At 50.8% G+C, this 22249-nt stretch carries 24 protein-coding genes; 13 read left to right on the top strand and 11 right to left on the bottom strand.

What is annotated here, in order from left to right:
• Positions 1-119: 119 nt before the first annotated feature.
• Positions 120-863 carry a histidine phosphotransferase family protein gene (locus LKE13_RS17125; protein WP_227952798.1) on the bottom strand — a complete coding sequence of 248 codons (744 nt, stop codon included), beginning with the start codon at positions 861-863 and terminating at the stop codon, positions 120-122.
• A 15-nt stretch (positions 864-878) separates the two neighbouring features.
• Here LKE13_RS17125 and LKE13_RS17120 point away from each other — a divergent pair, with 15 nt between their 5' ends.
• From LKE13_RS17120 to LKE13_RS17105, 4 genes are read left to right on the top strand one after another with little or no spacing between them, the layout of a single operon-like run.
• Positions 879-1097 carry a DUF3553 domain-containing protein gene (locus LKE13_RS17120; protein WP_227952797.1) on the top strand — a complete coding sequence of 73 codons (219 nt, stop codon included), beginning with the start codon at positions 879-881 and terminating at the stop codon, positions 1095-1097.
• Between the two features lies 1 nt (position 1098).
• Entirely contained in the window at positions 1099-2808 is a 1710-nt protein-coding gene (locus LKE13_RS17115; protein ID WP_227952796.1) for an NAD(P)H-dependent oxidoreductase subunit E, read from the top strand.
• Positions 2805-5543: a formate dehydrogenase subunit alpha gene (gene fdhF, locus LKE13_RS17110; protein WP_227952794.1), complete on the top strand. Its 2739-nt coding sequence runs from the start codon at positions 2805-2807 to the stop codon at positions 5541-5543. The genes LKE13_RS17115 and fdhF overlap by 4 nt, the downstream gene beginning before the upstream one ends.
• 1 nt (position 5544) lies before the next feature.
• Complete coding sequence (locus LKE13_RS17105) at positions 5545-6258, top strand: type 1 glutamine amidotransferase (RefSeq protein WP_227952792.1); 714 nt, start codon at positions 5545-5547, stop codon at positions 6256-6258.
• A gap of 18 nt (positions 6259-6276) precedes the next feature.
• On the opposite strand, the gene LKE13_RS17100 is transcribed toward LKE13_RS17105, so the two are convergent.
• From LKE13_RS17100 to LKE13_RS17080, 5 genes are all read right to left on the bottom strand, one after another.
• Entirely contained in the window at positions 6277-7017 is a 741-nt protein-coding gene (locus tag LKE13_RS17100) for an enoyl-CoA hydratase/isomerase family protein (RefSeq protein WP_227952790.1), read from the bottom strand.
• 3 nt (positions 7018-7020) lie between these two features.
• Positions 7021-7938, bottom strand: coding sequence for a DMT family transporter (locus LKE13_RS17095; protein WP_227952788.1), 918 nt, complete (start codon positions 7936-7938; stop codon positions 7021-7023).
• 60 nt (positions 7939-7998) lie between these two features.
• Positions 7999-8694 (bottom strand): alpha/beta fold hydrolase, encoded by a 696-nt coding sequence (locus LKE13_RS17090; RefSeq protein WP_227952923.1) that lies wholly within the window; start codon positions 8692-8694, stop codon positions 7999-8001.
• Between the two features lie 92 nt (positions 8695-8786).
• Entirely contained in the window at positions 8787-9674 is an 888-nt protein-coding gene (mmsB, locus tag LKE13_RS17085; protein WP_227952786.1) for a 3-hydroxyisobutyrate dehydrogenase, read from the bottom strand.
• 58 nt (positions 9675-9732) lie between these two features.
• Positions 9733-11226 (bottom strand): CoA-acylating methylmalonate-semialdehyde dehydrogenase, encoded by a 1494-nt coding sequence (locus LKE13_RS17080; protein WP_227952784.1) that lies wholly within the window; start codon positions 11224-11226, stop codon positions 9733-9735.
• Between the two features lie 83 nt (positions 11227-11309).
• Here LKE13_RS17080 and LKE13_RS17075 point away from each other — a divergent pair, with 83 nt between their 5' ends.
• Both LKE13_RS17075 and LKE13_RS17070 read left to right on the top strand, forming a co-directional pair.
• Entirely contained in the window at positions 11310-12236 is a 927-nt protein-coding gene (locus LKE13_RS17075; RefSeq protein ID WP_265334957.1) for a LysR family transcriptional regulator, read from the top strand.
• A 132-nt stretch (positions 12237-12368) separates the two neighbouring features.
• Positions 12369-13262 carry a DMT family transporter gene (locus tag LKE13_RS17070; RefSeq protein WP_321576151.1) on the top strand — a complete coding sequence of 298 codons (894 nt, stop codon included), beginning with the start codon at positions 12369-12371 and terminating at the stop codon, positions 13260-13262.
• On the opposite strand, the gene mobA is transcribed toward LKE13_RS17070, so the two are convergent.
• Both mobA and LKE13_RS17060 read right to left on the bottom strand, forming a co-directional pair.
• Complete coding sequence (mobA, locus tag LKE13_RS17065) at positions 13259-13888, bottom strand: molybdenum cofactor guanylyltransferase MobA (RefSeq protein ID WP_227952782.1); 630 nt, start codon at positions 13886-13888, stop codon at positions 13259-13261. The genes LKE13_RS17070 and mobA overlap by 4 nt on opposite strands.
• Entirely contained in the window at positions 13885-14751 is an 867-nt protein-coding gene (locus LKE13_RS17060) for a formate dehydrogenase accessory sulfurtransferase FdhD (RefSeq protein ID WP_227952780.1), read from the bottom strand. Before LKE13_RS17060 ends, mobA begins: the two co-directional genes overlap by 4 nt.
• A 129-nt stretch (positions 14752-14880) precedes the next feature.
• On the opposite strand from LKE13_RS17060, the gene LKE13_RS17055 reads away from it, so the two are divergent.
• Both LKE13_RS17055 and cysQ read left to right on the top strand, forming a co-directional pair.
• Positions 14881-15942, top strand: a complete 1062-nt coding sequence (locus LKE13_RS17055; RefSeq protein ID WP_227952778.1) for an acyltransferase family protein — start codon at positions 14881-14883, stop codon at positions 15940-15942.
• A gap of 89 nt (positions 15943-16031) precedes the next feature.
• Positions 16032-16811 (top strand): 3'(2'),5'-bisphosphate nucleotidase CysQ, encoded by a 780-nt coding sequence (cysQ, locus tag LKE13_RS17050; protein WP_227952776.1) that lies wholly within the window; start codon positions 16032-16034, stop codon positions 16809-16811.
• Between the two features lie 2 nt (positions 16812-16813).
• Here cysQ and LKE13_RS17045 read toward each other — a convergent pair whose 3' ends face one another.
• A complete protein-coding gene (locus tag LKE13_RS17045; RefSeq protein WP_227952774.1) occupies positions 16814-17803 on the bottom strand; it encodes an MDR family oxidoreductase in 990 nt (329 codons plus the stop codon).
• A 160-nt stretch (positions 17804-17963) separates the two neighbouring features.
• Between LKE13_RS17045 and LKE13_RS17040 the strand changes: the two genes are divergently transcribed.
• Complete coding sequence (locus tag LKE13_RS17040) at positions 17964-18227, top strand: usg protein (protein ID WP_227952771.1); 264 nt, start codon at positions 17964-17966, stop codon at positions 18225-18227.
• Between the two features lie 24 nt (positions 18228-18251).
• On the opposite strand, the gene LKE13_RS17035 is transcribed toward LKE13_RS17040, so the two are convergent.
• On the bottom strand, positions 18252-18713 hold the full coding sequence (locus LKE13_RS17035) for a GFA family protein (RefSeq protein ID WP_227952769.1): 462 nt from the start codon (positions 18711-18713) through the stop codon (positions 18252-18254).
• A gap of 76 nt (positions 18714-18789) precedes the next feature.
• A complete protein-coding gene (pyrC, locus tag LKE13_RS17030) occupies positions 18790-19872 on the bottom strand; it encodes a dihydroorotase (RefSeq protein WP_415776555.1) in 1083 nt (360 codons plus the stop codon).
• 130 nt (positions 19873-20002) lie between these two features.
• Between pyrC and LKE13_RS17025 the strand changes: the two genes are divergently transcribed.
• The 4 genes from LKE13_RS17025 to LKE13_RS17010 all read left to right on the top strand — a co-directional run bounded on the left by LKE13_RS17025 (position 20003) and on the right by LKE13_RS17010 (position 22244).
• Positions 20003-20893, top strand: coding sequence for a YgfZ/GcvT domain-containing protein (locus LKE13_RS17025; protein WP_227952766.1), 891 nt, complete (start codon positions 20003-20005; stop codon positions 20891-20893).
• A gap of 85 nt (positions 20894-20978) precedes the next feature.
• Positions 20979-21362 carry a VOC family protein gene (locus LKE13_RS17020; protein WP_227952764.1) on the top strand — a complete coding sequence of 128 codons (384 nt, stop codon included), beginning with the start codon at positions 20979-20981 and terminating at the stop codon, positions 21360-21362.
• Positions 21363-21468: 106 nt separating this feature from the next.
• Positions 21469-22044: a DNA-3-methyladenine glycosylase I gene (locus tag LKE13_RS17015; RefSeq protein WP_227952762.1), complete on the top strand. Its 576-nt coding sequence runs from the start codon at positions 21469-21471 to the stop codon at positions 22042-22044.
• Positions 22041-22244 carry a hypothetical protein gene (locus LKE13_RS17010; RefSeq protein WP_227952760.1) on the top strand — a complete coding sequence of 68 codons (204 nt, stop codon included), beginning with the start codon at positions 22041-22043 and terminating at the stop codon, positions 22242-22244. Before LKE13_RS17015 ends, LKE13_RS17010 begins: the two co-directional genes overlap by 4 nt.
• The last annotated feature ends 5 nt before the right edge of the window (positions 22245-22249 follow it).

The following is a 22249-nucleotide window of genomic DNA, read 5'->3' as shown; positions in this document are numbered from 1 at the left end:
AAGCAGTTACGGATTATCTTGAAAATAGCTATTTTTTGACGCAAACCAGCGTTCTCAAAACTCGGACGTCTTTCCGATAAAAATTTGTGGCTTATTTTAGAGAAGCGCCAGAAACCTGGTCAGGATGAGCGGACGGCGAGTGCGACCAAGCCGTCTTCCACGTCGGTAATATCCAGAACCACACTATTATTTCCACACAGGGCCATAAGATACTGAACACCCACATTTTGCGCAGTTAGTTCGGCTTCATTATAACCGTTCTGCAGGATATGAGTCACGTCCTCACGAAGGACCGCGCGCGGCCCTTCCGCCCGATAGGCGAATGACCAATTGTCATCCTCAACGTTGCCTGTGATTTTTACGTCGCCACCTCGAGGCAAGGTGCCCGATGCAATGATCAGCAGATTACAAAGAATTTTAATGGCATCCTTCGGCAGGAGTTCTGCCCCGCCTTCGCTATCCGGCCAATCCAGCCGTACTTTGCCGTATGACATAAGATCGCGGCAGAGATTACGAGCATCACGGATCGATACTTCCTGCCCTAAACCACCTGCAAGACCAAAGGCAAGACGATAAAACTGAAGCCGCGCCGATGCCTCTCCCGCACTCTCACTCACAAGTTTAAGGGCTTCGCTCCGCATATCTTCGTTGCCGTCATCGCGAACAAGTTCAATTCCATTGCAGACGGCACCGATGGGCCCGATGACGTCATGACAGAGTTTGGAGCTCATTAAGGACGCGAGTTTCAAATCAATCATGACATCTCCATAATCCGCAGTTTGCGGAACACTGTAAAATCGAACAACCTTTGTCGTCTGCACGACAATTTGATAGAGTGAATATGCAACAATCTTATCCATCATGTTAAGAGAAAAATCATGCTTGCTCAGTTTTCACCCGGCCAATATGTCCGCCATCCGCAGGAACCAGACTGGGGAGTGGGACAAGTACAGTCTTCCGTTGCGGACCGGGTAACAGTGAATTTTGAGCACGCAGGCAAGCAGCTGATTATTGTTGGGCTGATCGAGCTTGTATTATTAAGTGATGAAGAAGCACATGTAGAACAAAGACGCGGGGATAAGATGGGAGGATCTTAAGTTGGCAGAAGGGAAAACACTATCTGCGGTTCCAAAAGCGCCCGGCAAAGGTGGCCGCAAAGCCCGTTATCAGAACAAGGGCAGGCAAGTCGAGCCTATAGCTGCCCGTGAGATTGCTGCGCTGTTAGGGTCCCGATCCCGGCAATCGGATTTGCTCCTTGAGCATTTGCACTTGATCCAGGACACCTACGGCTCCCTTTCTGTAGATCATTTAGCAGCGCTGGCGGAGGAAATGCGGCTTGCGCTTGCAGAAGTATACGAAGTCGCTACGTTCTATCATAATTTCACCGTTGTTAAGGAGGGTGAGTCAAAACCCGCCGCTCTTACTCTCAAAGTCTGCGACAGTCTATCCTGCGAGATGGCCGGTGCAATGACGATCAAACAAAAGCTCATAAAAAAATACGGCGGCACCATTCGTGTCACGCATGGCGCTTGTATGGGCCGATGTGAGATTGCTCCCGTGGTCCGCCTTAAAGACCGCTATGTCGGTAATGCGACAATTGGTGATGTCGATGCCCTGATTGAAGCCGCAAAAAAGAACAATCCGCTCTCTCTGCCTGACTTTACGTCTTTCGACGATTATAAGGATGCCGGGGGGTTCTCTACCCATGCAAAATTGCGTGCTGGTGATCTGGTTGTCGACACCATCATTGAGGCGTTAAACGAGAGTGGCCATCGCGGACTTGGTGGGGCAGGGTTTCCCCATGCACTAAAGCTCAACTCTGTGCTATCGGTTCCAGGCCCGCGCTATATGGCTGTCAACGCCGATGAAAGTGAGCCCGGCACCTTCAAGGATCGATATTACCTGAATAATAACCCTTACCAGTTTCTGGAAGGAATGCTTATCGCGGCTGAAATTGTCGAAGCAGAGAGAATCTATATTTTCCTCCGCGATGAATATCCGGAAACATATCAAATACTGTCAGGTTGCATTGAAAAGCTGAAAGCCGAAAAACTAGACAGTGGCCGGAAAATCTATCTTCGCCGGGGGGCTGGTGCTTATATATGCGGGGAAGAGAGCGCCATGCTGGAAAGCATCGAGGGTAAACGCGCCTTGCCGCGACACAAGCCCCCTTTCCCTGCTCATGTCGGTCTGTTTGGGCGGCCAACCCTGATCAACAATGTCGAAACACTCTATTGGCTGCCGGACATTATCCACAAAGGGCCGGAATGGTTCAAGGCAGGCGGCCGTCACGGTGGCAAAGGCTTTCGAAGTTTTTCCCTCTCCGGCCATGTTAAAAAGCCAGGCGTTTATATCACCCCCGCAGGGATTACCGCTGAGGAGTTGATTGAGGAATTTGGCGGTGGCATGCAGGATGGCCATGATTTCCGTGCCTACTTGCCAGGCGGAGCATCTGGCGGGCTCCTGCCTGCGTCTATGGCGGATATACCGCTCGATTTCGGCACACTTGAAAAGCATGGCTGTTTTATTGGTTCCGCCGCGGTCATCGTGATTTCGGATAAGGATGACCTGAAGATGGTCGCGCGCAATCTGATGCGCTTTTTCGAAGACGAAAGCTGCGGCCAGTGCACGCCCTGTCGCGCTGGAACAGAAAAGGCGCTCCGGCTGATGGAGGCAGAACATTGGGACAGTGATCTCCTGACCGAGCTCAGCGCAGTTATGCGCGACGCGTCTATCTGCGGCCTCGGTCAAGCGGCGCCCAATGGCCTGATGTCAATCTTCAAGCATTTCCCGGAGGCGGTGAAATGAATGAGACGGTCACATTTGAACTTGATGGCAAGCAGGTAACTGCAAGTACGGGACAATCCATCTGGGATATCGCCAAGCGCGAAGGAACAAGAATTCCACATCTTTGCCATGCGGACCGGATTGGCTTTGAGGCAGATGGAAACTGTCGTGCCTGCATGGTGGAAATTGAAGGAGAGCGGGTTCTCGCGGCAAGCTGTATCCGTCAACCCACGGATGGAATGAAAGTCAGCACATCAACGGAACGTGCAGAAAAGGCCCGCAAGATGGTCATGGAACTTCTCATCGCCGATCAACCAGATCGCGAGACCAGCTATGACAATGACAGCCATTTCTGGCAAATGGCGGACCAGCAGAATATCTCGTCCAGCCGGTTCTCCTCGCGCGAGATGCCACTTGAGGATATGTCCCATCCTGCAATGGCTGTCAATCTGGATGCCTGTATCAACTGCAACCTCTGTGTCCGGGCCTGCCGCGATGTGCAGGTAAATGACGTTATCGGCATGGCGGGACGCGGCGTGCATTCCAAAATCGTCTTCGACTTTGACGATCCTATGGGAGAGAGCACATGCGTGGGCTGCGGTGAATGCGTACAGGCCTGCCCAACCGGCGCGTTACTCGAAAAATCTGTCCTGCATGACGATCATATCGATCGTGAAGTGAATAGCGTTTGCCCTTTCTGCGGTGTTGGCTGCCAACTCACGTTCAAAGTGCGAGATAACAAGATTCTCTACGCCGATGGCCGCAATGGACCCGCGAACGAGGAGCGGCTCTGTATTAAAGGGCGCTTTGGTTTTGACTATATCCATAACCCAGAACGGCTGACTGTCCCCCTGATCCGAAAGGAAGGGGTTGCGAAAGGGGATGTCGCCTCCCTCGACCCCGCGAATCCCTACACCCATTTCCGGGAAGCCAGCTGGGAGGAGGCGCTTGATTTTGCCGCCAGCGGCCTTCGCCGGGTCCGTGATGAAAAAGGTGGCAATGCGCTCGCCGGGTTCGGATCTGCCAAAGGATCAAATGAGGAAGCCTATCTCTTTCAGAAGCTCGTCCGCATTGGTTTCGGCACAAATAATGTAGACCACTGTACGCGCCTTTGTCATGCGTCATCCGTTGCCGCTCTCCTTGAAACTGTTGGATCGGGTGCCGTGTCGGCCCCCTTTAATGAGGCAGAAAACGCCGACGTCATCATGATCATCGGCTCCAACCCAACTATCAACCATCCAGTCGCCGCCACATTTTTCAAAAATGCCGCCAAAAGGGGCGCCAAGCTCATCGTGATCGACCCACGCGGTCAATCCCTCTCCCGCCATGCGCAATTCATGTTGCAGGAAAAACCGGGCACAGATGTCGCGCTTCTCAATTCGATGATGCATGTCATCGTCAAAGAGGGTCTGACGGACAAGGCGTATATCAAAAACCACACTGAAAATTTCGAAGAGCAGAAAGCCCATCTGGAAGATTTCAGCCCTGAGGCCATGGAAAAGGTGACTGGTATTGCCCCGAACATTGTCCGGGAAGTTGCGAGGGAGTTTGCGACGGCCAAGGCGGCGATTATTTTCTGGGGGATGGGAATAAGTCAGCATATTCATGGCACTGACAATTCCCGCTGCCTGATCAGTCTCGCGTTAATGACGGGCCAGGTCGGGCGACCAGGAACTGGGCTGCATCCGTTGCGAGGCCAGAACAATGTGCAGGGGGCATCCGATGTGGCGCTCATCCCGATGTTCCTGCCCGATTATCAATCAGTCGAAGATCCCATCATTCGAGAAAAATTCGAGAAATTCTGGGGCGCGAAGATTGATCCGAAACAGGGTCTCACTGTCGTTGAAATAACCGAGGCCGTGCACAAGAGTGATATCAACGCCATGTATATAATGGGCGAAAATCCGGCAATGTCGGACCCGAATGTCAATCATGCTCGCGAAGCCCTGTCGAAACTGGATCATCTGGTGGTGCAGGATCTGTTCGTGACGGAGACGGCGGCCTATGCCGATGTGATTCTCCCGGCATCGGCCTGGCCGGAGAAGGACGGCACCGTCACCAACACCAACCGCCAGGTTCAAATTGGCCGTGCGGCGGTCCCGCTTCCTGGCGATGCGCGGCAAGATCTCTGGATTATTCAGGAAATCGCCAGACGGCTCGGCCTGGATTGGCATTACGATCACCCGAAAGATGTATTCGCGGAAATGACGCAGGCGATGAATAGCATCAAGGGCATTACATGGGATCGATTAGAGGCGGAAGATGCCGTCATCTATCCTTGCGAAAGCCCCGATGATCCGGGCCAATCGTTGATATTTACTGAGAATTTCCCGACAGCAAACGGGCTTGGTAAGTTCGTGCCGGCAAGTCTGATCTCACCCGATGAAATGCCGGATAAAGACTTTCCTGTCGTCCTGACAACTGGCCGCCTGCTGGAGCATTGGCATACTGGTTCCATGACCCGGCGGGCGAGTGTGCTGGATGCGGTTGAGCCCGAACCGATCGTTCATATGCCACCAGCTATGATGGAGCAGCTGGCCGCAGGGCCCGGCGACATTGTCACCGTCCGTTCACGCCGTGGTGAGATTGATATTCGGGTACGTGCCGATGGCGCTGTACAGAACGGCATGATCTTTATCCCCTTCTGTTATGCAGAGGCGGCGGTAAATTTGCTTACAAATGATGCACTTGACCCCTTCGGCAAAATCGCAGAAGTTAAGTTCTGCGCTGTGAGTGTCAAAAGGAAGTCCGCCTGAAATGTCCGCCGATCTGAAGAGAAAAACAACCGTTGGAATAATCCAGACGGGTCGAATTGGTGGTTCGCTCGGAGTCAAATACGGCGAGTATCCGGATATGTTCAAAGAATTGTTCAAGGACGAACCGTTCGACTATGTGACCTACGCCGCTATCGATATGCAGCTTCCCAAGCATCCGTTGGAATGCGATGCATGGATTCTCACTGGCTCCAAACATGGCGTATATGAAGACTTCGACTGGATCAGTCCGCTAGAAGTGTTCGTGCGCAAACTGATTGCCAGTGGGCAACCAACCGTCGGCATATGTTTCGGACATCAGCTCATGGCGCAGGCTATGGGTGGAACTGTGGAAAAATTTCCAGGCGGATGGAGTGTTGGACGCACAGTCTATTCAGATCTCCTGAACAACAGGCGAGCCCGCCTTCTTTCCTTTCATCAGGATCAGGTCACGCGCCAACCAGAAAGCGCTGAGACCATTCTATCATCTGATTTTTGCAAATATGCCGGGCTTAAATATTCACCAACTTGCTTATCATTACAGCCACACCCTGAACATACACTGCCTTTCATAGTCGATCTAATCAATCTGCGCCGGGGTGCCCAGCTGGATGTCGACCTCGCTGACAATGGTCTCGCGTCTCTTGCTGAACCTAATGATCAGCAACAATACGGGCAATGGTTGGCTGAGATTCTTAAAGGGGAACGACGGATATAAACACACAACGTAGTTTTCTCAGACTTTCTTGAAACCTGATAGCCGTTCATCATCCCCAGTGGCCCGGCCCGGGCTATTTTCCCGTTCGAAATTTAGCCCGTCTTTCAGGCCATAGTTTTGGCCCTTATTGACCAGCATTTTATCCGCACGGAGGGTGTGCCACGAGTTCTCGACAATTGCGTGTGCCATCTCCAATGTGGCGTCTGACAGCTCAGAATCAGGCACGCATTTATTGACCAGCCCGATTTCAGCAGCCTCAGTCCCACTGACCACACGCCCCGTAAACATCATTTCTTTCGCATTCAGAACACCAATCCGCCTCGGCAACCGCTGACTCATCCCCCAAAGTGGGGTCAATGCCCATTTGCCATGGGTGTCAGCAAATTTCGCACTTTCACTACAAATCGTCAGATCACTGGCGAGCGCGAGTTCCAAAGCTCCGGTATAGCAGTGCCCCCGGACCTCGGCGATAACCGGCTGCGGCAGATCCTCAATCATTTCGATAGTTTCTGCCTGAAACCGCGGATGCGGTGCCGCCTCCCCTGCCTGCATGGCCTTTAAGTCGTTTCCCGCCGAGAAAGACCGTCCTTCCCCGCGCAGGATAACACAGCCGATGCTTTCCGTTTCCTGTGAAAGCGTCTTCACATGCTCATGAAGTTCCACAAACAGTGATGGACTAAGGGCATTTAACGCATCCGGCCGGTTCAGGCTCAATATAGCTATGCCATCGATATCTTTTCGTATGACCAACGCCGACATTCTTCAGGTCCTTTCCGCCGTTTTGGCTTGTTCATTCGCATGCCCTGACGCATGCACTCGCCGTTCACGATAAAAGGTATATACGCCACTTCCTACGATAATCAGACTCCCGAAAATCGTCCAACCGTCCGGAATATCGCCAAAGACAACAAAACCAAGAAGGATGGCCCAGATCAGAATCGTATAGCGGAACGGCGATGAAAAGCTAATATCACCGACGCGCATTGCCATAATACTGAAAAGATATCCGAAGATGATAAACAGCGACGCAAGAATAAGGAGCCCAATCTCACTTGTTGAAACCGGTCGCCACTCCTCTGTAAGGGACAATATCGCTCCGACGGACATAACCGAAATGGACGTCAGGAGCGAGACAAATAGCGAAGGAACTGCCGTAGACAGCCGACGCGTAGAGAGATCACGTATCACAATAAACACGACGGCGATGATGGCGAATGTAGAAAATTCGTTGAATCCGTCAGAACCAGGACGAACCACCATCAGAACGCCAATAAATCCTGAGAAAATCGCGAGGTAGCGACGCCACCCTACCGCCTCCGACATAAAAATCGCCCCCGCAAGCGTGACAGCAAGAGGGAGTGCCTGCAAGATGGCCGTTGCATTTGCAATTGGCATATTGAATAGCGCCATCAGATAAAAGACCGTTCCACCTATTTCACCCACCAGACGAAGAATGACCGTCAGACGATCCCCTTTCGGAATTCGGTAAATCAGCACGCCCTTGAACAGGCAGAACCCTGCAATAAGCAGACTGGTAAATATCCCCCGGAGAAACATGGCCTGAAAGAGGTTCAGATGCTCTGATAACAGTTTCATGACCGTGTCATTGGCGACATAGCCCGCCATTGTAATAGACATGAAAGCCGCGCCGCGCATATTATCAGAGACAAGAATAGTCATTGGCAATTACTCAATCAAATGATGACAAACCGCAAGCGGTAATTGTAATACCCCGGAAATTCAAGGTCGATTTTCAGAAATAAATTCTGAAGAATGCAATAACACTTTTGTCTGCTGCTCAAGCCAGGGATTGTGGCCGCAATCATCAAGGATTAGCTTTTCGAATGGTCCTGAGACCGAGTCTTCAATAACATCAATTTGGGCAAGCGTTCCATAGGCATCTTCCCGTCCTTGAATAGCCAGAAGAGGCATTTTGATTGTGGGGAGAAATTTTTTGATGTTCCATCTTTTAAAAGCCGGGTCAAGCCAGGCGTCATTCCATCCCCAAAAGGCGCATTCCGTATTTATTCCATGGAATTTTTCTAGCCTACTTTTCAACTCCTGATGCTCATACGCCTGTTTTGCAGCTTCTATGCCCTTAATGGATAATTCTTCGCAGAAAACATGGGGCGCTATCACAATGACAGCGTCCGGGCTAACTACATTGGGCAAGCCTCCATATATCAGGGAAATAGATCCCCCGTCGGAATGACCAACAAGAATAAATTTTTCTATATTGAAATGCTCAAGGAGTGCGGGAAGAAATTCACTTGCTTCCCGCTCCATATAGTCAAGCGGTTTCGGCAATTCGCAAGCATCCGATCCGCCATATCCCACCCGACTGTATATTAGTCCGGCACAATTTGTGAGTTCGCACAAGCGATCTGGAAAATCACGCCATAGCGCCGCACAACCGAGGCCCTCATGCAAAAACACAAGGACCGGCAGTTGCGTAGTTAACCTGCCGATCGTTCGATACTCAATGCGCTTGCCGGCAATGGTTGCAAGATTTAAATCCGCACCCGCCGTCACGACTTTCGAATCATATTGACAATGCCAGAAAAATCCGCCGATTTTCCTTCGCCTGAGACGTAGCTCTCATAGAGATTCATCGCCGCCTTGCCCAGCTCAGTCGACGCCCCGAATCCCTCAGCCGCTTCCTGACTAAGATGCAGGTCTTTCAACATGTTCTCTGCTGAAAAGCCGGGTTTGTAATCATTATTCGCCGGACTCGCCGGGACTGGCCCTGGAACAGGGCAATAGCTGGTAAGTGACCAGCACTGACCCGATGCAGTAGAGACAATATCAAACATGGTCTGATGTTCCAGCCCGAGCTTTTCGGCGAGTACGAATGCCTCGCAGACCCCGACCATGGATATCCCGAGGATCATATTGTTACAGATCTTCGCAGCTTGCCCATTTCCTGGCCCGCCGGTATGCACGATATTCGCTCCCATGGCGTCAAGGATAGGCTTTGCTGCCTCGAATGCGCCTTTGCTGCCGCCGACCATAAAGGTCAATGTGCCCGCAGCTGCACCACCGACACCACCGCTTACCGGCGCGTCAACCATCATCATACCAGCGGCAGATGCTTCCTTCTCAACGTCCCGGGCGGTTGCCACGTCGATTGTGGAACAATCAATAAAGAGTGTGCCCGGGTCAGCCGCAGCAAGAAGTCCATCGGTCCCGAAATAAACCGCACGAACGTGATCTCCCTTCGGCAGCATGCTGACAACAATGCCAACCCCGCTCGCGGCCGCGGACGCACTTTCCGCCGCTTCCGCGCCTTCCTTGACGCAAGCGCCAACGGCATCCGCCGAAAGGTCAAAAACTTTCACCGAGTGTCCGGCTTTCAGGAGATTAAGGGCCATCGGCCCGCCCATATTTCCAACACCCACAAATCCAATTCTGGCCATGAAATTTCCCCGCTAGATATGCGCGGAGCCCCAGGAGCCCCGCATCTTTTTCTGACTTTTATTTATGTGTCGGCATGATAAATTCGGCACCGGCCTTGATGCTGTCCGGCCAACGTGACGTGACCGTCTTCACTTTGGTGTAAAAGCGTACACCTTCGGGTCCATGCTGATTATGATCACCGAAAGCGGAATTCTTCCAGCCACCAAAACTGTGGAAAGCCAACGGAACCGGGATCGGCACATTCACACCAACCATGCCAATTTCAACATTGTTGGAAAAGGCCCGCGCAACATCGCCATTTCGTGTGAAGATCGACGTGCCATTCCCAAACTCATGGTTATCGACCATCTCAATGGCGTCATTGAAAGTGGGCGCCCGCACAACGGATAAGACCGGCCCAAAGATTTCTTCTTTATAAATGCGCATATCCGTTCCGACATTGTCGAAAAGACACCCGCCCATATAGAAGCCATTTTCATATCCCTGAAGCGAGAGATCACGGCCATCAACGACCAGATCAGCACCTTCCTCAATCCCGAGATCGACATAGCCTTTGACTTTTTCAAGATGCTCTTTCGTGACCAAAGGACCCATGTCGCCATCAGCCGCACTCGGCCCGACTTTCAGGCCGCGCACCTTTGGTGCCAGTTTCTCGATCAGTTCATCGCCGGCGTCACCAACCGCAACAGCAACCGAAATTGCCATGCAGCGTTCCCCGGCGGAGCCGTAACCTGCGCCGATCAGCGCATCAACGGCTTTGTCCATATCTGCATCCGGCATGACCAGCATATGGTTTTTAGCACCGCCCATGGCCTGCACGCGCTTACCGGCCGCAGCTGCACGGGAATAGACATACTTCGCGATCGGTGTGGAGCCCACGAAACTAATCGCCTTTACCCGCGGATCGTCAAGAAGAGTATCCACCGCAAGCTTGTCACCATTGACAACATTAAGCACACCCTTCGGCGCACCCGCTTCCAGCATCAATTCCCCAAGGCGCATTGGCAGGGAAGGATCTTTTTCCGATGGCTTCAGAACGAACGTATTGCCGCAAGCAATGGCGACCGCGAACATCCACATTGGCACCATCGCCGGGAAGTTAAATGGCGTGATACCCGCGACAACACCCAAGGGTTTGCGCATTGAGTACATATCGATGCCGGAAGAGACATTGTCGGAAAACTCACCTTTAAGAAGATGCGGAATACCACAGGCAAATTCAACAACCTCAAGACCGCGAATGATCGAGCCCTTGGCGTCGGAATGTACCTTGCCGTGCTCGCTCGCAAGCAGCGCGGCTAGCTCATCAATATTTTCTTCGACCAGCTGCTTAAATTTGAACATAACCCGCGCACGTGTAATCGGGGAGGTATTTGCCCAATCAGGAAAAGCCGCAAGGCTGTTGGCAATCGTATCGCCAATTTCAGCTTCCGTCGCGAGGGGAACATCTGCCATATGTTCGCCGGTACTTGGATTATAAACCGGGCTGAACCGTCCGGACGTCCCGGCCACATACTGACCGCCGATATAATGCTTCAACTGTTCTGTCATTCTATTTTCTCCCAATGAGCGCTTATTTCACGCCACTTTACATAGGTAAAATTGCAAAGTAATTAGATAAGAACGCACATTCCCTGTGTAAATTTGCACACGAGGTATTTATTATATTTGACTGGAACGACATTCGTTTCTTTTTAGAGCTTAGCCGTAAAGGCCGCCTGACGGAAGTAGCTAAAGCACTCAAAGTGGATCATACTACTGTTGGCCGCCGTGTCCTCGCACTGGAAGAAAAACTGGACGCCAAATTATTCGAAGCCACATCGCGTGGGTTTGTCCTCACCGAGGCCGGTGAAAGGCTGCTTCCACTGGCAGAACAGATGGAAAGCGCCTCTGCGACTGTGCAGGATACGGTTGGTGGTGAAAACCAAACACTTACCGGGACGGTGCGTCTTGGTGTCCCGGAAGGATTTGGCAGTCAGTTTTTGTCAAAAGAGCTGCCTGCGTTTCAAAAATTGCACCCCAAGATCGAATTAGAGTTCGTGGCTAATGACCGATTTGTCAGCCTTTCCAAGCGAGAGGCTGATTTGTCCATCACCCTTGGCCGTCCTAATTCAGGCCGCTTGATCTCCAGAAAACTGACCGACTATCGGCTTCGGCTCTATGCGACGCAGGACTATCTCAAAAATCACGAACCAATAAAAACACGAGAGGATTTGCGTCACCACAACTTTATTTCCTATATCGAAGAATTGGTGCCAGACCCGCAGCTTCTCTATCTGAATGATGTCATCGGAAATCCAAATATCAGCCTGAAAAGTTCCAGCATTGTTTTCCAGTTTCAAGCAACCCTCGCCGGGTCGGGCATCAGTATCCTACATTGCTTTTCGGTTGATGAGTATCCAGAGCTTGTCCCAATCCTCCCCGAAGACGTAAGCATCGAACGGAGCTATTGGCTGAATACCCCTGAAGACATACACGACCTTGCGCGCATCAAGGCCGTTAGTGATTTCCTGAGCGATATTGTCGAGCGACGGCGGAAAAAGCTAATGGGAGAGGCCTGATCAAACATTAATCTTCCCAACATGGCTCGGTTGTATCATTCTGCGGATAGTTCGATCCGGAACGAAGCAATTTCAAAATCAAGAAAGCTATTCTCCAAAGCGCATCCAACTTAACCAACAAAGGCCAGTCTCATTTCCGCGTCACCCATAAATCGAACGAGAGAATATTTTCTGCTTATCCTGCTGGCGTGCCTTTGGGGATCTTCTTATCTTCTCATTCGCATCGGTGTAGAGACAATTCCGCCAGCATCACTCGTTGCGCTCCGCGTATCCGTCGCGGCGTTTGTCTTGTTGATTGTTGTCTGGCGACAGGGGTACCGGCTGCCAACAGATCTCCCGACATGGCGAAATTTTGCGATCCAGTCATTTTTTAACAGTTTCGGCGCTTGGACACTTCTTGCCTGGGGCCAGCAATATGTCGAGAGCGGTCTCGCCACCGTCCTGAATTCAACGTCACCCATATTCGTTTTTCTACTAACCTGGCTAATTACCCGGCATGAGACAGTAACAATCCGAAAGATTGCAGGTGCCTTTATCGGACTTGCCGGAGTGATTCTGATCATCGGCGTCGATGCCCTGCAAAGCCTGGGACAACAAGTCGTCGCTCAACTCGCGATCCTTGCAAGTGCCATGCTGTATGGTTATGCGGCGATCAACGGGCGGAAGTTCGCCTCTCTTCCCTCGACCGTTACCGCTGCAGGCGTTATGATTTCAGCCTGCGCGGTCCTCATTCCGGCGAGCCTTATCATTGATCAACCCTGGACGCTTTCTCCGTCTATTGAATCGCTCACTGCGGTTGTCATCCTTGGCACCTTTGGAACGGCACTGGCCCTACTCCTCTATTTCCGTCTGATCAACACGCTAGGATCCCTTGGTACAGCGAGCCAGAGCTATTTAAGGATGGGCGTTGGTGTGATGCTGGGCATCGTCGTTCTGGGAGAGCAGTTTTCGTTTATCGTCGGCCTAGGCATTTTGACCGCCATCCTGGGCGTCGCACTAATAAACATTCCCTCCAAATCGCGCTAGCTCAGGGCACGGGACAACCGTCGCTCCGCTTCTTCAAAGTCTTCCGGCCGATTGATATTGAAGAACGGGTCACCCTCGCTTTCGTTCCAGACAACCTCGCTTCGGGGATATCTGTCTGCGAAGACAAGAATTTTTCGGAGATCTTCCTCAACCAGCGCGGCCCGCAGGTCTTCGGCAAGCGAGAGAGGCCAGAGCGCGACAACCGGGTGCACCCTTCCGACCGAATTCGCCATGACAATTTTGTTGGTATTACCTTCTATTCCAGATGCGAGGCGCCCGACAAGATCAGCAGGAATAAAGGGGGCATCCGTTGGCACACTTAGCATATGGGTTGCCTTCATGCCCCTCTCATTAAAATACATCATACCGGTTAATACTCCCGCGAGAGGACCCGCAAACCCAGAAATACTATCCTTTATGACGGGAATATTAGGCGGTGTATCAGCGCCCGCTTCCATATTCATATTCAGTGCAAATTCACCAACTTGCGGGCGGAGCGCATCAACAATATACATCAGCAGGGTCTTCCCCCCCAGCTTCTTCAAAAACTTTGCGCCGCCGCCCATTCGCCGCGATTGTCCACCTGCCAGTAAAAGGCATGGAAATTTTTGTGGATCGCCTGTCATCGGGCAGCCTTTCGCTGATGTTTACTGGATTCTTCCGGAACTGTCGCTGGGTCGATATCGAAAACCAGCCGCTCAACGCCAGATAGGCAAACAAAACGCTTACCTTTTGCTCGACCAACGAGCGTCAGATTAGCTTGACGGGCAAGATCAACTCCCCAGGCCGTAAAGCCAGATCGAGAGATGACAATCGGGATTTGCATCTGGACTGTCTTGATCACCATCTCCGACGTTAGCCGCCCGGTCGTATAAAAAATTTTTGCCTTTGAAGAGATGCCATGGCGCCACATATATCCAGCAATTTTATCAATGGCATTATGCCGACCCACATCCTCCATATAAACAAGGGGACGATCTTCTTCACATAGGACACAGCCATGAATGGCCCCGGCTTCCAAATAAAGCGACGGTTGCTGATTAATTTTGCGCGAAAGAGCATAAATCCAGGAGGTCTTAAGCACCGCCTCCGGATCAAGGATAATATCCCCAAACTTCTCCATAACATCGCCGAAGACAGTACCCTGCGCGCAGCCGGAGGTTTGTGTTTTCTTCTTCAACTTTTCTTCAAAGTCCGTTTCCCGCTCTGTACGAACCACGACAACACCCAGGTCATCGTCATAATCAATGCCTGTTACTTCATCTTCCATTTGCAGCATGTTCTGGTTAAGCAAATATCCAAGCGCGAGATAGTCAGGATAATCGCCAATGGTCATCATTGTAACAATCTCCTGGCGATTAAGAAACAAGGTGAGCGGCCTCTCAACAACGACAGGCAAAACGACCGCGGTACCATTTTGATCAACGCCGCCCAAACTCTCGCTCAGCGCGGTCGCTTTTGGATCGGGTGTGATCGTAAACTCCTTCATCCTTGTTCGCCACCCCAGTACATTTATTTGTAAATAAATTCGTGTTAAATTAGCAGTTTAGCAGTCGGTGATCGACCCGTTATTTCAGAGTAACGGACCTTTTCAGACAGCAACCCAAGAAAGTGTCCCATGAAATCAGTATTTTTGTCAGATGTCGACAAGGGGCGTGACAACAACCTGAATCTGATCAGGATGTTTGCCGCGGCCGGCGTACTGGTTTCTCACGCCTGGCCAATTTCAACGGGCAGTATCGCCGAACAGCCTCTCCATGACATTCTGCATGGAATTGACCTCGGAATAATATGCGTTTCCATTTTTTTCGCGATCTCCGGATATCTTATTGCACAAAGTTATATCCGTGATCCAAATTTCAAGCGTTTCTGGTTTTCGCGCGTTATGCGGATATTTCCAGCACTCCTTGTTGTATTACTTGTTACCGCGTTGATATTGGCCCCGTTGATAACGGTCGCTGACGTTAAGTCGGTATGGCTCGCGGCGCCAGATTATATTTTGCGCAATTTCACACTGTTTTCGCTTGAACAATATCTGCCTGGCGTATTCAAAGGCAATCCCGTCGGCGGTTCAATCAATATTCCCCTCTGGACATTGAGTCATGAACTGGTTTGCTATTTTTTCGTGACTGCTTTGGGGATTGCAGGGCTGTTAAAAACGCCCCGCCTCATGCTCATTGCATGGCTTGCATTTATCGTTTGTTACGCGGCCATCATCTATTTCGAACCGCAATCCCGACTGGTGGCACTTGCTAAGCTGGCCTTTCCTTTCTTGGTTGGCGTTGTTCTGTTTGTATGGCGGCAGAAAATTATCCTGCACTGGGGAATTGGAGGTGGTCTTGTGATCTTGACCGCGCTTCTTTACGACAGCTTCTTTTTTCGGGAAATTTTCATGCTGTCCCTCACCTATATCATTTTTCTACTCGCCTTTTTACCTGGTGGAAAAATCAAGAACTATAACCGGCTCGGGGATTATTCATACGGCATCTACATATACGCCTTTCCCATTCAGCAACTCGTTGCCTATTCAGATATCACCAACCCGTTTCTCAATATTATATATGCCCTTCCGCTCACTCTCCTCTGCGCGGTTCTATCATGGACGATCATTGAGAAACCCTCCCTCGGGATAGCTAAACAATTCAAATTGCGCAGCCGCAGTGCCATCCCCACAAAATAAACCTTCCAACCTTTTCGGGAGTGACATAGCCGTTTTAATCGATATGTTGTTGATTGATTTCGGCCCCATCATGTCATCAGGAATAATTCATGACACTCGACCGTCCGGCCCTCACCTTGGCCATCACTAAACTCGCACGGGAGACCGGCGACAAGATCCTGACAATTTACCAGCAGGACTTCGACGTGAAGACAAAGACTGACTCATCTCCGGTTACGGAAGCGGACGTTGAAGCAGAAAAAATTATCCTAAAAGGGCTCGAAGAGCTCACTCCTGACATTCCAGTTTTGGCCGAAGAAAGCGAAGCAGCCGGAAAAGTCCCCGATTTATCGGGTGGCATCTTCTGGCTTGTTGACCCTCTTGACGGAACAAAAGAATTTGTTCAGAAACGCGGTGAGTTCACAGTTAATATCGCGCTCGTCGAGCAAGGCCGACCGACCATGGGCGTGATTCATGTGCCCGTTAAGGACACAACCTATTATGCCGAAGGATCCGGCAAGGTCTGGCGGCAGGATGGTGAGAACGAGCCTAAAGCCATTGCCGCGCGCACGCCCCCAGCGGGCGGGCTCACTGTTGTCGCAAGTCGGTCACACAGAACGCCAGAGACCGATGACTATATCGCAAAGTTTGAAGTAGCTGAGCTCATTTCCGCGGGCTCATCTCTGAAGCTCTGTCTTCTGGCAGAGGGTAAAGCCGACCTCTATCCCCGCTTTGGGCGCACTATGGAATGGGATATCGGCGCTGGACAGGCTATTCTTGAGGCAGCGGGCGGCACAGTTGAAACGCTTGATGGCGCGCCGCTTACCTATGGAAAGGACGGCCATGACAACCCGTTTTTTGTTGCCAAAGGCCGCCCCGAAAACTCTTAATCTCAGGCGTTGACGTCGATTACGACACGCCCCTGAATCTGACCTTTCAGAATATCATTTGCAAGTGTCGGCAGATTGCTCATCGGTTCAACACGCGTCATGTCAGCAAAGAGAGATTTATCAAGATCCGTTGCCAAACGCGACCAGGCCTCAATACGCTTTTCGCGTGGAGCCATAACGCTATCAACACCAAGCAGGGAAACACTCCTAAGGATGAAGGGGAGAACCGACGTCGGGAGGTCATTCCCGCCAGCCAAGCCACAAGCGGCAACGGCACCTCCATAATTAGTCTGAGCAATCACAGCGGCCAAAATCTTGCTGCCGACGCAATCGACGGCACCGGCCCAACGCTCCTTATCAAAGGGACGCCCCTTACCCATTGTTTCCTCACGACTGATAACTTCCTTGGCCCCCAGCTTTTTCAAATAATCATGGGTTTCTTCCCGCCCGCTCGATGCAACTACTTGATAGCCAAGCTTGGCAAGTATCGCGATCGCAACGGAGCCAACGCCGCCTGCGGCACCCGTCACCAGAATTTCGCCTTTGTCTGGCGTCACACCGGCTTTTTCCAGCGCCAATACACAAAGCATGGAGGTATATCCCGCCGTACCGATCGCCATTGATTCTTGCATCGAAAAGGCATCTGGCAGCTTGATCAGCCATTCGGATTTAAGTTTTTGCTTTTGACTGTATCCACCCCAATAAAGCTCAGAGAGGCCATAACCATTGACGATGACCTTATCGCCCGGCTTAAAGTCCGGAGATTTGCTTTCCAGGACTGTACCAGCAAGATCAACGCCGCCAACCATTGGCAAACGGCGCGCAATTCCTTTGCCGGAAACGGCGAGACCATCTTTATAGTTCAGCGTTGAGTAGGAAATTTCGACAAGAACGTCCTCATCAGGAAGATCTCCGACTGTTAGGTCCTTGAATACGGCCTGCTGTTTTCCATCCTGATCTTCTATGACCAAGGCTCTGAATGTGTCGCTCATTTCAATATTCCTCTCATTATATTTTACCCCTTATAGCTCGTACGAGGCCGGGAATAAAAGCCAAAATTACATAAGCAATTGATTGTTAATGTATATATTCTAATATTAATGTTGTGGGCAGAGAGGCTCCCCCTGATTATCAGTAGAATGGAGTAACAACATGTCTGAAATGGAGAAAATGTTACAAGGCTACGTATTAACCACCGCAGAGATCCTGTATCACCTTCCCGACTATCCGGAATTTCTGCAAACTTATATCTGGCAGGAATATGACCTGGCCCCGAAATACCCGACATTGAAAAAGTTTCTGGATTTTTGGGAAGCGGAACTCGACGGCCCGCTACATTCCGTTCGTGTCGCGTCAAAAAAACTTATCAGTCCAAGTGAACTAAAATATAGCGGCACTGAGTATCTTATAAATTAGCGTCTCGACGGATCAAAATACCGGCTATTCCGGGGATAAGTATTTCTCGAAAACTTCTGCGCCGGTCATCATCAGCGTCTCATTTGCGAATGAATAGCACACGGGCTTTTCATCGATAAAAATCTGATGATCAAAAACAAAATTGCCATCGTCCTCAAACAAACCCAACGGCATAATATGCTGCCCATTACTCTTGAGCCGGTAAAAAAGATGGGTTCCGCAATTCTTGCAAAAACCACGCTCTGCCCATTCCGACGAATTAAAAACCGAGATATTTTCATCGCCGTCAAATTTGACGTCTGATCCGCAATCAATTGACAGGAACGGGCCGCCGCCCCATTTCCTACATTTACTGCAATGACAGGCGCCTACAGTATTATCAGGTGCCGTCGCATTGATTTTCACCTCTCCGCACAGGCAGTTTCCTTTTCTTTCTATCCCCACCATACTCACTGCCTCCATCTCGTTGTTTATCTTTTCAACCATATTCGGATGCAAATGTTTCCTCAAGACGAAAGGGGAGAATAAAGCAAGGAACACTGAAAATTATATGTGCGTGAACTCAGCCTTGAAAACGCCAACTCAGTGTATCACCGGCAAGAAAAGGGACCAGCGCGCCATTTGACGTTTCAATCTGCTCGACCGCCGCGGCCTCTGCAGGCTCCAAAGTCACTTGGCCATCGTTCAGAGGCAGGCCGTAGAATTTCGGCCCATTTTCTGAGGCAAAAGCCTCCAACTTGTCCAGCGCGCCTTCCTCCTCAAAAACGATCGCATAGCTTTCCAGCGCATAGGGTGCATTGAATAACCCCGCGCAACCGCAGGCCGATTCCTTGTCATGGATGGCATGGGGGGCGCTGTCTGTTCCGAGGAAGAAATTCGGGGACCCCGACGTCGCCGCCCGTCGAAGCGCGAGGCGGTGTTTTTCTCGCTTCGCAATGGGCAAGCAATAAAAATGTGGCCGTATTCCTCCCTTAAAAATCTCGTTCCGGTTAAAAGTAAGGTGATGCGGTGTAATGGTTGCGCCAATATTCGCACCGCTTTCTGACACAAATGCGGCGGCATCGGCCGTCGTAATATGCTCAAACACCACTTTCAACTCCGGGAAGTCTTTAAGGATATTGATCATAACTTGCTCAATAAAGACTGCCTCACGATCAAAAATATCTACATCACTATCGGTCACCTCGCCATGCACCAGAAGTGGCATTTTCATCCGCTGCATCACCTCCAGCACCGGGTAGATATTGCGGATATCCGTCACACCATGACTGGAATTTGTCGTCGCGTTTGCGGGATAAAGCTTTGCCGCCGTAAATACGCCAGCCTCATGCCCGCGCCGCACTTCTTCCGGATCGATGCTGTCGGTGAGATAGCATGTCATGAGCGGCGTGAAATCTGAACCCTCCGGTAGTGTGGCGAGAATTCTTTTCCGGTAACTTTCCGCAGCCGCCATCGTCGTCACCGGTGGCACAAGATTTGGCATTATAATGGCCCGCGCAAACTGCCGTGCGGTAAATATTGCAACCGCACTGAGCATCGCCCCGTCCCGCAAGTGAACATGCCAGTCATCCGGCCTCCGAATTGTAATCGCAGCTCGTTTGCTCGCCTGGAAGGAAGTCTTTGGTCCGCTGTCAGCCTGGCTCATATCGAGATCCCACACGTTATGTCGAAATTGCGGTTTCTTCATAATACGCATACCCTCTCTTGCCAAGGGCGCGTTCCTATCATACCTGTATGAGGCATTCGGGATTTAGCCCGGATCTGGAAAGAATCACATGACGAATTTGACAGTCGCACAATTAGAAAGCCGTACAGTCCTTGTCCTGACAGGCAAGGATGTATGGGACTTTTTGCAGAACCTCATCACAAATGACATGGCGCAGGTCAGCAATACGTCAGGCATTTATGCCGCGCTTCTTACGGCGCAAGGTAAATTTCTCCATGATTTTTTTATTCTGAAATCAGGAGATAGCTACCTCCTCGATTGTGCGGCAGATCGGAAGGATGATCTCGTCCGCCGCCTGACGCTCTATAAGCTTCGGGCCGATGTCACCATCACCGAGAGCGATCAGAGCGTTTTTTCCCTATTTGGAGATTTCTCCAGTTCAGCGGTGAATACCCCGGGAAAAGTTGGTTCGATTATTGATAGTGACGGGGTTCTCTATCTTGCCGATCCGCGCAATCTAGCACTTGGGGTACGCATGTACGCTTCGGAGGAGTTCCATCCGGCCACCATGTTTCCGACCGCAACCCTCGCTAAAGAAGAGGCATATGATGCCCTTCGATTGCGCCTCGGCGTTCCGGACGGTGCCCGCGATATCCTACCGGAGAAGAATTTTCTTTTAGAGGCAAATTTCGACGAACTGAATGGCGTCAGCTTCACCAAAGGCTGCTACGTGGGGCAGGAACTGACCGCCCGCACCAAACATCGCGCGAAAATCAAAAAACGCCTGTTTCGAATTGAATATAATGGCACCCTTCATAGCGGCGATAAAATCCTGCAACAAGGCCGCGAAATCGCTGACGTGCGCTCTTTTTCTAACGGACAGGGTCTCGCGCTTGTCCGTCTGGAGAGCTTGCCCGCAAACCCGGAGGATCTGGAGCCCAAAGGCGTCAAAATTGTTCAGCCTGACTACATAGACCTCCCAGAACTCCAAAAACAATAAAGGCATTTATGGCTTGCCGAGACGTCATATTTCCTTTTATAAATATAGAACATATCATGAACATTAATTTAGGGGAGATTTTGAAATGCTGGATCATGTGTCTATCGGCATCACCAATCGGGAGAGATCAAAGGCCTTTTATGATGCCGTCTTATCCACGATTGGTCTCAAGAAAGTCGCCGATTACGGCGAGAGCGTTGCTTATGGCCCATCTCGGAAAAATCCCTTTTTCTGGCTGGTAGAGCATCAGGATATTGGAAAGGCCCAAGGCTTTCACTGCGCCTTCCGTGCGCCGGACCAAGCCTCCATTCACGCGTTTCATGCTGCCGCGCTCACAAGTGGCGGCACGGATAATGGTGGACCTGGCAAAAGGGATTATGAAGAGAATTATTATGCAGCGTTTGTCCTTGATCCCGACGGCAATAAGATTGAAGCTGTCTGCTTCAAACCGGAGCAGGAATTGGAGTAGATGAGTAGCTTTATCGCTACGCCTTGCATTAGACTTAAGTTAAATCGGACTAACTCACCTTTGGCGGTGATTCGCTATTAGCTTACAAAAAAGGGAAAAAAGATAAATGGCTGAAGGCTGCACCTGGTATGGGGATGACCCTTTTTACAAGGCCTATCATGATGAGGAATGGGGCGTGCCGGAATATGACAGCCGCGCCCTGTATGAAAAACTCATTCTCGACGGGTTTCAGGCGGGACTCTCTTGGATCACTATTTTACGGAAGCGGGAGAATTTCAAAGCTGCCTTTGATAACTTCAGCCCGGAAATTATTGCGCGCTATGATGACGCCAAAGTGAAGGCTCTTATGCAGGATAGCGGCATAGTCCGCAATCGTGCAAAAATCCTCGGGACAATCAAGGGCGCACAACTCTTTCTCGAGATTGAAGAAACGGAAGATGGCGGCTTTTCAAAGTTGCTATGGAACTATCTCGATGGTAGGCCCCTGCAAAACAGCTGGCAGTCAATGAGCGAAGTGCCGGCGGAAACCGATCTCAGCCAAACCATTTCAAAGGATCTGAAAAAGCGCGGGTTTAAATTTGTCGGCCCGACCATTGTCTATGCTTTTATGCAGGCGGTCGGCATGATCAATGACCATGTGGTGAGCTGCCCGCGACACGAAGAAGTCAAGAGGCTCGTATGAGGCAAGAGATTCGCGAAATCCATGACCTGACTGGGAATGTTGCCACTCATTATCGGGAAAAATATGGAGACCGGGCGGAAGAAATTCTGGAAGAAGCAGCGCGTTTTTGTGAAGAGAAGGGGGATTTACACCGGCGAAATCGGCTGCTCCGCCTGCGCGACGAACTTCTCTTTTGTGGCCTAGATAGTTTGACGAAATAGGAACG

This window comes from Sneathiella sp. HT1-7 (genome assembly GCF_020731145.1).
Taxonomy (GTDB): Bacteria; Pseudomonadota; Alphaproteobacteria; order Sneathiellales; family Sneathiellaceae; genus Sneathiella.
This window is presented reverse-complemented; position numbering and strand designations above follow the sequence as displayed.

Excerpts from the sequence above, each read along its gene's own strand:
- LKE13_RS17015 (WP_227952762.1), top strand. The coding sequence starts at position 21,469 with ATGGCTGAAGGCTGCACCTGGTATGGGGATGACCCTTTTTACAAGGCC.
- LKE13_RS17035 (WP_227952769.1), bottom strand. The coding sequence starts at position 18,713 with ATGGTTGAAAAGATAAACAACGAGATGGAGGCAGTGAGTATGGTGGGG.
- LKE13_RS17095 (WP_227952788.1), bottom strand. The coding sequence starts at position 7,938 with ATGACTATTCTTGTCTCTGATAATATGCGCGGCGCGGCTTTCATGTCT.
- mobA (WP_227952782.1), bottom strand. The coding sequence starts at position 13,888 with ATGACAGGCGATCCACAAAAATTTCCATGCCTTTTACTGGCAGGTGGA.
- LKE13_RS17120 (WP_227952797.1), top strand. The coding sequence starts at position 879 with ATGCTTGCTCAGTTTTCACCCGGCCAATATGTCCGCCATCCGCAGGAA.
- LKE13_RS17055 (WP_227952778.1), top strand. The coding sequence starts at position 14,881 with ATGAAATCAGTATTTTTGTCAGATGTCGACAAGGGGCGTGACAACAAC.
- LKE13_RS17040 (WP_227952771.1), top strand. The coding sequence starts at position 17,964 with ATGTCTGAAATGGAGAAAATGTTACAAGGCTACGTATTAACCACCGCA.
- LKE13_RS17105 (WP_227952792.1), top strand. The coding sequence starts at position 5,545 with ATGTCCGCCGATCTGAAGAGAAAAACAACCGTTGGAATAATCCAGACG.
- LKE13_RS17025 (WP_227952766.1), top strand. The coding sequence starts at position 20,003 with ATGACGAATTTGACAGTCGCACAATTAGAAAGCCGTACAGTCCTTGTC.
- fdhF (WP_227952794.1), top strand. The coding sequence starts at position 2,805 with ATGAATGAGACGGTCACATTTGAACTTGATGGCAAGCAGGTAACTGCA.
- LKE13_RS17010 (WP_227952760.1), top strand. The coding sequence starts at position 22,041 with ATGAGGCAAGAGATTCGCGAAATCCATGACCTGACTGGGAATGTTGCC.
- cysQ (WP_227952776.1), top strand. The coding sequence starts at position 16,032 with ATGACACTCGACCGTCCGGCCCTCACCTTGGCCATCACTAAACTCGCA.
- LKE13_RS17125 (WP_227952798.1), bottom strand. The coding sequence starts at position 863 with ATGATGGATAAGATTGTTGCATATTCACTCTATCAAATTGTCGTGCAG.
- LKE13_RS17045 (WP_227952774.1), bottom strand. The coding sequence starts at position 17,803 with ATGAGCGACACATTCAGAGCCTTGGTCATAGAAGATCAGGATGGAAAA.
- pyrC (WP_415776555.1), bottom strand. The coding sequence starts at position 19,872 with ATGAGCCAGGCTGACAGCGGACCAAAGACTTCCTTCCAGGCGAGCAAA.
- mmsB (WP_227952786.1), bottom strand. The coding sequence starts at position 9,674 with ATGGCCAGAATTGGATTTGTGGGTGTTGGAAATATGGGCGGGCCGATG.
- LKE13_RS17080 (WP_227952784.1), bottom strand. The coding sequence starts at position 11,226 with ATGACAGAACAGTTGAAGCATTATATCGGCGGTCAGTATGTGGCCGGG.
- LKE13_RS17060 (WP_227952780.1), bottom strand. The coding sequence starts at position 14,751 with ATGAAGGAGTTTACGATCACACCCGATCCAAAAGCGACCGCGCTGAGC.
- LKE13_RS17020 (WP_227952764.1), top strand. The coding sequence starts at position 20,979 with ATGCTGGATCATGTGTCTATCGGCATCACCAATCGGGAGAGATCAAAG.
- LKE13_RS17100 (WP_227952790.1), bottom strand. The coding sequence starts at position 7,017 with ATGTCGGCGTTGGTCATACGAAAAGATATCGATGGCATAGCTATATTG.